At 49.0% G+C, this 10,663-nt stretch carries 11 protein-coding genes; 3 read left to right on the forward strand and 8 right to left on the reverse strand.

What is annotated here, in order from left to right; genetic code table 11:
• The 3 genes from ACI4J0_RS10180 to ACI4J0_RS10190 form a co-directional block, all read left to right on the forward strand.
• The coding region (locus ACI4J0_RS10180; protein ID WP_439765726.1) for a DNA-directed RNA polymerase subunit alpha C-terminal domain-containing protein at positions 1-168 on the forward strand (168 nt) is incomplete at its 5' end.
• Positions 169-199: 31 nt separating this feature from the next.
• Entirely contained in the window at positions 200-541 is a 342-nt protein-coding gene (gene rplQ, locus ACI4J0_RS10185) for a 50S ribosomal protein L17 (protein WP_439765699.1), read from the forward strand.
• A gap of 458 nt (positions 542-999) precedes the next feature.
• On the forward strand, positions 1,000-2,073 hold the full coding sequence (locus tag ACI4J0_RS10190; protein WP_439765700.1) for a LacI family DNA-binding transcriptional regulator: 1,074 nt from the start codon (positions 1,000-1,002) through the stop codon (positions 2,071-2,073).
• A 49-nt stretch (positions 2,074-2,122) separates the two neighbouring features.
• Here the strand turns inward: ACI4J0_RS10190 and ACI4J0_RS10195 are convergent, their stop codons facing one another.
• The 8 genes from ACI4J0_RS10195 to phoU all read right to left on the reverse strand — a co-directional run bounded on the left by ACI4J0_RS10195 (position 2,123) and on the right by phoU (position 10,394).
• Complete coding sequence (locus tag ACI4J0_RS10195; RefSeq protein ID WP_439765701.1) at positions 2,123-3,616, reverse strand: aryl-sulfate sulfotransferase; 1,494 nt, start codon at positions 3,614-3,616, stop codon at positions 2,123-2,125.
• Between the two features lie 14 nt (positions 3,617-3,630).
• Complete coding sequence (locus ACI4J0_RS10200) at positions 3,631-4,665, reverse strand: ABC transporter substrate-binding protein (protein ID WP_439765702.1); 1,035 nt, start codon at positions 4,663-4,665, stop codon at positions 3,631-3,633.
• A 21-nt stretch (positions 4,666-4,686) separates the two neighbouring features.
• A complete protein-coding gene (locus ACI4J0_RS10205; RefSeq protein ID WP_439765703.1) occupies positions 4,687-5,496 on the reverse strand; it encodes an ABC transporter permease in 810 nt (269 codons plus the stop codon).
• Between the two features lie 18 nt (positions 5,497-5,514).
• Positions 5,515-6,582, reverse strand: a complete 1,068-nt coding sequence (locus ACI4J0_RS10210) for a sulfate/molybdate ABC transporter ATP-binding protein (RefSeq protein WP_439765704.1) — start codon at positions 6,580-6,582, stop codon at positions 5,515-5,517.
• 44 nt (positions 6,583-6,626) lie between these two features.
• Entirely contained in the window at positions 6,627-6,938 is a 312-nt protein-coding gene (locus tag ACI4J0_RS10215; RefSeq protein ID WP_439765705.1) for a thioredoxin family protein, read from the reverse strand.
• Positions 6,939-7,320: 382 nt separating this feature from the next.
• On the reverse strand, positions 7,321-9,006 hold the full coding sequence (locus tag ACI4J0_RS10220) for an ATP-binding protein (protein ID WP_439765706.1): 1,686 nt from the start codon (positions 9,004-9,006) through the stop codon (positions 7,321-7,323).
• Positions 9,007-9,029: 23 nt separating this feature from the next.
• Positions 9,030-9,704 (reverse strand): response regulator transcription factor, encoded by a 675-nt coding sequence (locus ACI4J0_RS10225; protein WP_439765707.1) that lies wholly within the window; start codon positions 9,702-9,704, stop codon positions 9,030-9,032.
• Positions 9,705-9,743: 39 nt separating this feature from the next.
• Positions 9,744-10,394 (reverse strand): phosphate signaling complex protein PhoU, encoded by a 651-nt coding sequence (gene phoU, locus ACI4J0_RS10230; RefSeq protein WP_439765708.1) that lies wholly within the window; start codon positions 10,392-10,394, stop codon positions 9,744-9,746.
• Positions 10,395-10,663 lie beyond the last annotated feature (269 nt).

The raw sequence follows: 10,663 nt of genomic DNA on the forward strand, positions 1-10,663 counted from the left end.
CGTTCCTTTAACTGCTTGAAGCGTGCGGGAATCAATACCGTTGAAGATCTGATCAGTAAATCAGAAGAAGAAATGATGAAGGTTAGAAACCTCGGTAAGAAGTCCTTCGACGAGGTTAAGGAAAAGCTCCAGTCTCTGGGCTTCGACCTTAGCAGCGAGGAAGAATAACCGTTCAATATTTGGTAAGGAGTGAATATCAATGCCGGGAACCAGAAAACTGGGCAGAACAAGCGACCATAGAAAGGCTATGCTGAGAGCTATGGTTACATTCCTGCTTGAGAATGGCAGAATTGAAACTACAGTTACCAGAGCGAAGGAAGTTCGCTCTATGGCTGAAAAAATGATCACTACAGCTAAGACCAATGACCTCCACTCTAAGCGTCAGGTCCTTGCTTATGTTACTAAGGAAGATGTTGTCAAGAAGCTTTTTGACGAGATCGCTCCCAAGTATGCTGATGTAAACGGCGGCTACACCAGGATCGTTAAGATCGGCCCCCGCCGCGGCGATGCTGCTGAGATGGCAGTTATCGAGCTCGTTTGATCATATTTATTTTGGTTTTTATCCCCCTGTTCCGTTTGGAGCAGGGGGATTTTTTGCGCCTTGTTAGCCGACAGCTAACCATATCATTCCAATGATATGATATACTATAATATAAGACAAGCTGTTCAGGCTTTGATAAGGGGGAGAAAAATTATGCTCGGGATCATTAAACTTATTCTTGTTATCGTGGGTACTGTAAAGCTAAATCAGCTATATCATAAAATTCTGGATATAGTATATTTCTCTATTACGGCGTTGATAATCGAATGGCTGTGCTGTTTTTTACTTTCAAGCTGGATAGTAAGCGGTATATTCTCATTTTTGGGGTTGGGATAAGTAATAGTATAAGTGATTTTCTGTAAATTCTATTTATATGGTAGGAATTGTCTCAAAGCTATTGACAATTATCACCGAAAGCTGTATTATATAAATACAGTGAACAAACGAGGAGCGGTGAGATGTCAATAAAGAAAATTGCGGAGATGGCGGGAGTGTCGGTTTCCACCGCAGGAAGGGTGCTAAGCGACCCTAACCACCGCTGCCTGTCCGAGGATGTGCGTCGGCGGATATTGCAGGCTGCTCGGGAAATAGACTATGTTCCCAACGAGGCTGCCAGAAACCTCAAAAGCGGTAATACGGGGGGCAGGAAGATATATTATATCGATATTCTGCTTACACGGGTAGTATCCGAGGAGAATGACCCGTTTTTCAGCGAGATGCTGCGGCTTACCGAGCTTGAGATAAGAAGAAATAACTGCATTGTGTCAAATATATGGTACTGCTCTCAGCTGTCCGATGAAAAATACTGTATGTCGGAGGACCCCGAACGGGATATCGCGGAGCTTTACAAGTCTGCTGAGCGGCATTCGGACGGGCTTATCATAATCGGAAAATGCTGCGACAAGGCGCTCAAGGCTGTTAAAAGGCACGAAAAGAACATCGTTTCAATTAACAGAAATTCTACCAATTACGAGGTGGACGAGGTGCTGTGCGACGGCAGAAAGGTTGCTCTTACCGCCATCGACCAGCTTGTGAAGTGCGGTCACTCAAGGATAGGCTATGTGGGCAGCTGCCACAATGAGGCGCGGTTTTCGGGTTATCAGGAGGCTATGACCAGATACCGATTTGAGTCAGACCTTGACTATATTTTCGATACAACTCCCGATGAGGAAAACGGCTTCAGGGCTATGGAATATTTCCTGAAACAAAACAGTCCCCCTACAGGGATATACTGCGCCAACGATATACTTGCTGTGGGAATGATAAAATGCCTGAACAAGCGCAGGACGAAGCATTATTCTCCCGCTATCGTTTCAAGCGATGATATTGCCGAGGGACAGTTCACAAAGCCTATGCTTACCACCGTTTCACTGCCAAAGGGGGAAATGGTGAGATTTGCTCTTATGCTGCTCCTTGACCGCATTACCGGAGGGCACAAGACCGTTTCAAGGCTTGAAATGGAGGGCACGCTTATTGTTCGGGAGAGCTGCTTTCCCCTTTCAAAATACAGCGAGCCCGAATACTTTATATGACAAACAAGCTCACCGCCGTTTCTTATCCCGAAACGGCGGTGAGCTTTGATTATTTAAGGTCTTTCTTGTTTACGGAAGCTACGCAGAAATCTATCTTTTCGTCACTGTCATCGCTGTCTGAGTCTCCGCCGCCTGTCATGGTTCTCTTGTTGGGGTCAACGCCTTCTGTTACAGTCACCTTGCCGAGGCCTGCTCCAACTACTGAGCCCGGAACTCTGAATGTGGAAACGTCTATGGGCTCTACGGAAATCTCCTCGGGCTTTGAAAGCTGGGGTATCCACTCATATGGCACGCGGTATGCACGGTATATCATATTATTGGTGAATTTACCGAACATTTTGTTAAAGTAGGGATTGATGTATTCCCAGACTATTTCATGGTCGGGTGTTACCTCGATAAGCCTGCCGTCCGAGCCTTCGGTTATGAGAGTGTTGCCGTTGGGAAGTCTCTGCGCGGCGCTTATGTATGAGCTGTAGAACTTGGAAGCGTCCGAGAAGAGGAAGTGTCCTGCTTCAAGGGGGGTGTACTGCCAGGTTATCTCAAGGGTTATGGGGTTGAACTGGAGCACGCGGGAATAATCTCTGTGTGCGTTGTTCACGCCGTTTGAGGAAGCGGGATTGGGAACTCCGTAGCCGCCTTCGCCGCCGTTGTCAAATACCAGCAGGTCGCCCTCACCGGGGAGTCCCTTGGGTATCATATGAAGATGATGCTGTCCGATTATCCAGCCGAGCTTTCTGGTGGCTTCGCTCTCGTTGAAATCGGGTCCCAGGCGCCATACGATCTTTCCTGTTTTCTTTTCGATAATGCCCAGAATGTTTGAGTTTCTTGCGTCAAATATGATATTGTCGGGGTGGAAACGCTCGTCGCCGCCGTCATACCATTTGTTTTCGCCCAGAGTGGAGAAATTGTTGATATGCATCCAGTCGCCGCCTGCTTCGCCGTGTATGCCCGGGTTTCTGTAGAGGGTGTTCTTTGCGGCTTCGTCAAAGCCAAGCTCGTCAAAGTGGTCGCTGGCTCTCCAGCTCCAGAGGATATTGCCCTCCCAGTCTACCTCGATTATTTTATCATCAATAAGGCGCTTGTCGGTGATGTTTCGGTTGTAGAGATTTTCGTGGGTGAGGATAAGGGTATTTCCGCTGTTTGTTTTAGGCTCTCCGCCGGGGTAATAATAGCCCACCGTGGAGCCTTCACGCTGGTAGTCGTGGTGCTGTCTTGCCATATAGACAGGCTCCTTGCCCGGGTCGGCAACAAGCTCCGTTTTGTCAAATTTCCAGACAATGTTGCCGTCCCAGTCCACCTGCACAAGGTCTATCTGGTCCTGGAAGGAGTGCTTGCCGCCTCTTGCGCCTGTGGTTCCCATTACATATCCGCCGGGGAGTATTTTGTTGGGGAAGCCTCCGAGACCTGCCCAGAGCTGCACCTCTCTGCCGTTCATATCAATAAGCAGCGCGCCCTTTGCCGAGGGGAATATCGTATATCCGCTGTATGCCTTGTCTTTATTGTAAAGTGTTGTTCCTGTGGGGAAGATCGTTGGGTATCCCATTTTTTACCGCTCCTTTACTTGTTAAGTGTGTTTCTTTCGGGGAATGCTGCGTCTATTGCTGAGGTATCATAGAAGTCGGCTACACTGTAATCCTCGGGGAATTTTCCGTGTTCAAAAGCCCATTTTTCGATGGAGTTCAGATAGTCTGCGCCGTCCTTGCTTGTGCCGATGCCGAAGGTTCTTGATGTCCAGTCATTCTTGAAGTTTTCCTCAACAACTCCGTATCTTGCGGCAACTCTTGAAGCAACGTCGTCCAGATTTGCGTTTATGTAGTCGATGGACTCCTGAGTAGCCTTCAGATAATTTCCGAGAAGCTCGCTGTTGTTTTTGCCGAACTCAGATGTGGTGAGAAGATAGCTGCCTGTTTTCAGACCCCAGTCTGAAGCGCTTACTGCCAGCTTCCAGCCGTATTCCTCGTATTTGCTGCCGCTTGTGCCGAATGCCACTACTGCGGACGCGTCATTTTTCTGGGCGATGGCGAGGGTGGTGCTGTAATCGGCGTTTATTATGTTCTGCTTGCTTTCAATAAGCCCCAGCTTTTCAATGGCAACGCTGGTGTAGTAATCCGAAACGGTTCCTACCATTGAGATGAAGCCCTTGCTGCCGTCAAGCGCTGCTAAGTTGTTCTCGAATTCGGGAGCAACGTAAAGTCCGCCGCTTAAAATATCGCTGGCATAAAGCTCTGAGAATATCACAAGGTTTGTATCGTGAAGGGTGTTGCCGATGCGGTTTACGAGAGCGTAGTCTGCCATTTCGCCTGTGTCCGCTGTGCCGTTTACCACTGCGTCGATGGTGTTTATGCCTGCAACATATTCGGTTATTTCAAGCTTGATGCCGTATTTTTCGAATATGCCCTCTTCCGTGCCGATAAAGGTGGTGTACTGGTCGGGCTGACCTGTCATTACCGCTACGCGAAGGGTCTGCAGATCCTTTCCGCTGTCATCGGCGCTCTTTTCCGCAGAAGCGGCGGAGCAGCCTGTTATCAGTGAAAGAGTGAGTGCGGAAGAAAGTGTGAGGGGGATAAGCTTCTTAAAAATTTTGGTATTCATAATATTTTACTCCAATCATCATCATTTTACGCCGAAATGGCTGAGTTTTTTTCTGCCGATGTACTGTAAAAGCCTGTCTGCCGCAAAGCCTAAGACGGCAAGGGTCACAATTCCTGCGAATGCCCAGCTCGTTTTATAGTAAAGCTTTGAGCTGTTGATAAGATATCCCAGACCGTCGCTGCCTACAAGCATTTCTGCCGCTACCACGCAGACGATGGAGGAGCCAAGTCCAAGCCTTATGCCTGTGAAGATATAGGCTGCCGCCGAAGGGACAATTACGGTAAAGAACACTCTTATCTTTTTCGCTCCCATACAGGAGGCTGCTTCGATAAGGGACCGGTCTGTTGTTGCCACGCCTGCTATGGTATTTACGAAAACGGGGAAAAAGGACGCGTAAAATATGAGCGCCACCTTTGACTCCTCGCCCACGCCGAACCACATCAGGAACAGGGTCGTAAGGGCTATGGCGGGAACAAATCGGATAAAGCTAAGTATTGGCTCTATGAGCCATCTTACAGGCTTGAAATTGCCAACAAGCAGCCCTAAGGGTATTCCCAATGCCGAGGCTAAAAGCCAGCCCTTCAATATCCTGCCGAAGCTTGCGATTATGTCCGCAAAGAGCGTTCCGTTTGAGATGAGGGTCATCATACTGTCAACCGTTTCCTTGGGGCTGGGGAGAAAGTATTCGTCATATGCAAGGGAGCCGAGTCCCCAGATACCGATAACTATTATCCAGGAGATTATTCCCGACCGCAGAATGTTCTGCGGAAGATTTTTTTCGCCCTTTTTGGGGGGAATGCCGTTTTCGGCAAGATTTTCTGTTTTTTCCATTTTATCGCCGCCTTTAAATCAGATATAATACAGTCCCGAATTGTCCAGAGCCTTGTTTGTTACGGTCTCGGTGCTTCCCTCGCCCAGCAGGCAGAGCTTTTTTACAAACACCTTGACGTTTACGCCCTTTTTTATCTTCGTCTGACTGAGGGGGACCTGTCCTGTTATGACGATATCCCTGACCCTGACACGTACCTCAAAGACATTGCCTCGAAACAGCACGTCCTCCACGATACCGTCCTCCATCGAGCTTTCAAACTCGTGATAGCCCTGGTCCTCAAACAGGTTGATATCCACAAATTCGGGACGGATAACTGCCTGTCTGCCTGCTCCCGCATTTTCAAAGCCTTTAAGCTCACTGCAGTTTTCGATGACTGCCGACTGACCGATAAAACGTGCCACAAAGGGAGTTCGGGGGTCAAGATATATTTCTGCGGGGGTGCCTACCTGCTCCACTCTGCCCAGGTTTGTGATGATTATCTCATCTGCGACCTCAATGGCTTCGTCCTGGTCGTGAGTTACAAATATGCTTGTGATGCCGATCTTGTCGATGGTGTTCCTGAGCCAGGTCCGAAGCTCCTTGCGGACCTTTGCGTCAATGGCGGCAAAGGGCTCGTCAAGGAGAAGCAGCTCGGGATTGGGGGCAAGCGCTCTTGCAAGAGCTATTCTCTGCCGCTGACCGCCGCTTAGCTGGTCGGGATATCGCTTTTCAAGCCCCGGGAGACCTACAAGCTCAAGAAGCTCGGCGACCCTTTCCTTTATATACGCCTTGTCCTTTTTCTGGACCTTCAGACCGTAGGCTATGTTGTCGAATACCGTGAGATAGGGGAAAAGGGCGTAGTTCTGAAATACAAAGCCTATCCCTCTCTGACAGGAGGGGAGGTCGTTCACAAGCTTGCCGCCTATGTAGATATTTCCCGAATCCTGCCGCTCAAGACCTGCAAGCATACGGAGTATTGTGGTCTTGCCGCTGCCGCTGGGTCCTAAAAGTCCGATAAGCCGACCCTTTTCGATCCCAAAGCTTACATCGTCAGACGCCTTGTAATTCCCGAAGGTCTTGTTTATGTGCTCAAGTTCAATATACATTTTAGAAATCTCCTCAAAAAATCTTCCGCTGCTTTATAGCCGCCTCAGCCAAGCCTTGAAAGGGCGTCGGCGATCACAAGCTTGTGAGTATAGCCCGAAAGCTTGTTTTTCAGCTCGCCGTCTTTGAAAAAGAGCAGGGTGGGGAGGGCGGTGACATCAAAGCGCTCCGATAACTGTTCCTCCTCCGCGGCGCTGCACCTTGCAAATTCAGCCGTTACTGAGTTGTCCTCCTCAAGCTCTTTTATTCCTGCCTCTGTCTTTTTACAGTAGGTACATGAGGGAGAGTAAAATTCAACCACAAGGCTGCCGCCATGTGAAACTATCTCATCAAAATTTTCTCTTGTAAGCTCGGTCATGTTCTTCATCTCCTGTGAATGTGGTAAAGAGTTAACTATATAATTCCTATATGTTTAGTAGAATTTTAACTCTGGTTATATTATAGCCTGCTTTACGGGAAAAATCAACGGCAAATGGTGATAACGTTGTCACGAAGCGCGTGAGATTTGCAGGCGGATAGGGTAAATTATGGATGATCAGGAACATAACGGCATATTTTTCAAGATCGTATATGCGAAAAAGTGACAACGTTATCACGGCTTTGCTATGGGAATATTCGATGTTATTACTCGCATTTTTTTCTGATAAGGGCTGAGAAATATAAGTAATAGTGACAACGTTATCACGAGATAGTAAAGAAAAATCCCTGCAATGCTTGCCGCTTTGCAGGGAGCTTTCACGTTATTTTTGCGGCTCTCCGCCGCTTTTTCCGAACTCTATGCTTATGACTGTACCCTTGCCGACCTCGCTTTGCAGGCTTATCACGCCGCCGTGAAGGGCAGCGCCGTGCTTGACGATGGACAGACCCAGACCCGTTCCGCCTGTTTCTCTTGAGTGGCTCTTGTCCACGCGATAGAAGCGCTCGAATATCCTTGCCTGATGCTCGGGGGGGATACCGATACCGTTGTCGGAGACTTTGAGAATGCAGCCCGAGGAGGTCTTTTCAAGGCTTATATCCACCCTGCCGCCCTTGTTGTTGTAGGCGATGCCGTTGTCGCAGAGGTTGTATACCATTTCGTGAAGAACGGGTCTTACTCCCCGTACAGACACCCTCTCAAGGCTGCTTTCAAGGGAAATGCTCCTGTTCTGCGCCTTTTCGCTCAGCTCCGAGAGCACGCTCTTACAGATATCGTCAAGAAATACCTCTTCAAACTCCTGGGTAAGTCCGCCCTCGTCCAGACGGGATATCTTGATTATATCCTCGATAAGGGCAAGGAGTCTCATTGCTTCCGAGTGGATATTTCCGGCAAAATGGGGGATATCCTCCTTCTTGACTATGCCCTTTTCGATTATCTCCGCCGCGCCCATAATGGAGGTGAGGGGAGTTTTCAGCTCGTGTGACACGTTTGCGGAAAATTCCCTGCGCATTTTTTCGGCGTTCTCCCTTTCCGTAACGTCCACGATAAACAGCACTGCGCTGTATTTCTTCGTTTCGGTGACGGGGCTTGCGGTAAGGCTGTAGGTCCTGCCGTTTTTCTCGAGAACAGTGTTTGCGCAGCTGCCCCCCAGAGCGGTCTCCACCGCTTCCAGATACTCTTTGTCACGGCAAAGACGGGTATAGTTGCCTGAGGCGTTGTTCCCCAGGATACGCTGTGCGGCGGCGTTTGCGGACAGGATATTCCCGCCGCTGCCGAATATTACCAGTCCCTCGCTCATATTTCCCGTGATACAGGAAAGCTCGCTTTTCTGCTCGGAAAGCTTCTCTATCTGAGCATTTATCTTCTCATTCTGCTTATCCATTCTCGAAAGCAGGGGAGAAAGCTCGTCATAGGTGAGATTTTCTCCCGGAGCGTCCAGATCAAGCTCGTTTATGGGGCGGATTATGGAACGTGTGAGAAGCCCCGCCATCAGAAGCGAGATGACAAAGATAAGCACTCCGATAAGGATAAGCCACAGGGTCAGATGTTTCAGAAGTCCGAGAACGCTTTTGGTGGTGTTCGCTATTCTGATAACGCTGCCGCTTTTTAGCCTTACGGCGCAGTAATAGGTATGCTCGCCCAGGGTGTCGGAGGCTCTGAGAGCGGTCCCCGTGCCATTTTTCAGCGCTTCGGCTATCTCCGGACGGTCAAGATGGTTGCCCATTTCGGATACATTTGAAAAATTGTCGTAAAGCACCGTTCCGTCGGGGGAGATAAGGGTGATACGGTTGCCGCTTTTTGGTCCTGCTTCGGTTATGTACCCGTAGGCAGAACTGTCCTCAAGGCTGTTTATGGTGGTTGAAACGATAGCCGCCTCGTTTCGTATCTCCTCCCGAAGCTCGGCGGTCATCACGTTGTACATTACCCCCGTAACGCAGGCAAGACTCAGGATAAGGGCTATAAGAGAGCCTGAAAATATGCTGAAGAATATACGGTTTTTCATTTTCATCGGTGAACATTATCCCTTCTCTGTTATCCGCATACCTTGTAGCCTACGCCGCGGACAGTCTTTATTATCTCCGCGCCGCTTCCAAGCTTCTGGCGGAGAGTTTTTATGTGCACGTCCACCGTTCGGGTCTCTCCTGCGCAGTCGTAGCCCCATATGCTTTCAAGAAGATTGTCGCGGGTGAGGACGGCGTTTTTGTTTTTCATAAGTATCCGCAGCAGCTCAAATTCCTTTAGTGTGAGCTCCGCAGGAACGCCGTCAACGGTGACGATATGGCTTCTGATATCAAGCTCCACCGCTCCGCAGCTGAGAAGATCTCCTCCTGCCATGCTTTCAGTACGCTCCGCACGTCTGAGCACAGCCTTTATGCGGGCGATAAGCTCCATCATTCCGAAGGGCTTTGATATGTAGTCGTCTGCGCCGCAGTCAAGCCCTGTTACCTTGTCATATTCGGAGTTTTTAGCCGTTACCATTATTACGGGGAAATCATAGCCGCCCCGTCTCAGCCGCTTCATTATCGCGATACCGTCCTCGCCGGGGAGCATTATGTCAAGCAGCAGAAGCTTGGGGAGATTTCCTGCCGAAAGCTCAGCAAAAAGCTCCTCGCCGTTTTCAAAGCCCTTGGCTTCAAAGCCTGTAGTTTTAAGAGTATACAGCACAAGCTCCCGTATGCTGCTGTCGTCCTCCGCATAGTATATCATTTATCCGACCGTCCTTTCCGAGAGCGTGTGCTGCGCAGGTCATGCGTTTTCGTGCTCTCCTGTTATGGAAAATACCACCCACTCGGCAATATTCGTGGCGTGGTCGCCTATGCGCTCAAGGTATTTGGCTATCATCACGATATCAAACACCGTCTCGCCCAGACCTGCATTTTCCGCTATTATATTTATTATATCACCTTTTATCTTAATAAACAAGCCGTCAACTTCATCATCGTCGGAAATTACCTTTTTTGCGCCCTCGATATCCAGCTTTACAAAGGCGTCAACGCTGGCTGTGACCATCTTAATAGCCGCTTCAGCCATTCGGGTAATGTCCTCCCTGCACCTGCTGCCTGCCTCGTCCATACGGCAGTATTTTATGAGATTTGCGATATCTGCCGCCTGGTCGCCGATTCGCTCCATATCGGTTATCATTTTAAGAGCCGAGGAGATCGTCCGCAGGTCCCTTGCCACGGGCTGCTGCTGGAGTATCAGCTTCATACAAAGCCCCTCGATGCTCCTTTCCATATGGTCGATCTCACGCTCGGTCTCCTTTACCCCGTTTACCAGGGCGGTATCGTCGTTCAGAAGTGCCTTTACCGCCATAGAAATAGCAGTCTCGCACAGCGCTCCCATTTTTATCAGGCTTACGTTCAGCTCCTCAAGCTGCATTTCAAATCTGTTTCTCATATGATTTATCCTTTCGTGCGGGTGACGACCCGCGGCGACATCGTTGGTGGGTTTTGAGATATTTTTTTCGTTTGTGGCTGGGTAACGTTATATTTGCTCAAATCAAGTTTTTTTGGCAGAATGCTGAAAAAAACTATCGGCGCGGCAGCAAATAAACAAATTCGAATAAATTAACAGCGCGACCTCGTTGGTGGGTTTTGAGATGTTATTTTCGTTGTGGCTGGGTAACGTTATATTTGCTCAAATCAAGTTTTTTTGGCAGAATGCTG

The organism is Huintestinicola sp. (genome assembly GCF_051882455.1).
Lineage (GTDB): Bacteria > Bacillota > Clostridia > Oscillospirales > Ruminococcaceae > Huintestinicola.

Bases quoted from the DNA above. Each gene is read 5' to 3' on its own strand.
- rplQ (WP_439765699.1), top strand. From the start codon at position 200: ATGCCGGGAACCAGAAAACTGGGCAGAACAAGCGACCATAGAAAGGCT.
- ACI4J0_RS10190 (WP_439765700.1), top strand. From the start codon at position 1,000: ATGTCAATAAAGAAAATTGCGGAGATGGCGGGAGTGTCGGTTTCCACC.
- ACI4J0_RS10195 (WP_439765701.1), bottom strand. From the start codon at position 3,616: ATGGGATACCCAACGATCTTCCCCACAGGAACAACACTTTACAATAAA.
- ACI4J0_RS10200 (WP_439765702.1), bottom strand. From the start codon at position 4,665: ATGAATACCAAAATTTTTAAGAAGCTTATCCCCCTCACACTTTCTTCC.
- ACI4J0_RS10205 (WP_439765703.1), bottom strand. From the start codon at position 5,496: ATGGAAAAAACAGAAAATCTTGCCGAAAACGGCATTCCCCCCAAAAAG.
- ACI4J0_RS10210 (WP_439765704.1), bottom strand. From the start codon at position 6,582: ATGTATATTGAACTTGAGCACATAAACAAGACCTTCGGGAATTACAAG.
- ACI4J0_RS10215 (WP_439765705.1), bottom strand. From the start codon at position 6,938: ATGACCGAGCTTACAAGAGAAAATTTTGATGAGATAGTTTCACATGGC.
- ACI4J0_RS10220 (WP_439765706.1), bottom strand. From the start codon at position 9,006: ATGAAAATGAAAAACCGTATATTCTTCAGCATATTTTCAGGCTCTCTT.
- ACI4J0_RS10225 (WP_439765707.1), bottom strand. From the start codon at position 9,704: ATGATATACTATGCGGAGGACGACAGCAGCATACGGGAGCTTGTGCTG.
- phoU (WP_439765708.1), bottom strand. From the start codon at position 10,394: ATGAGAAACAGATTTGAAATGCAGCTTGAGGAGCTGAACGTAAGCCTG.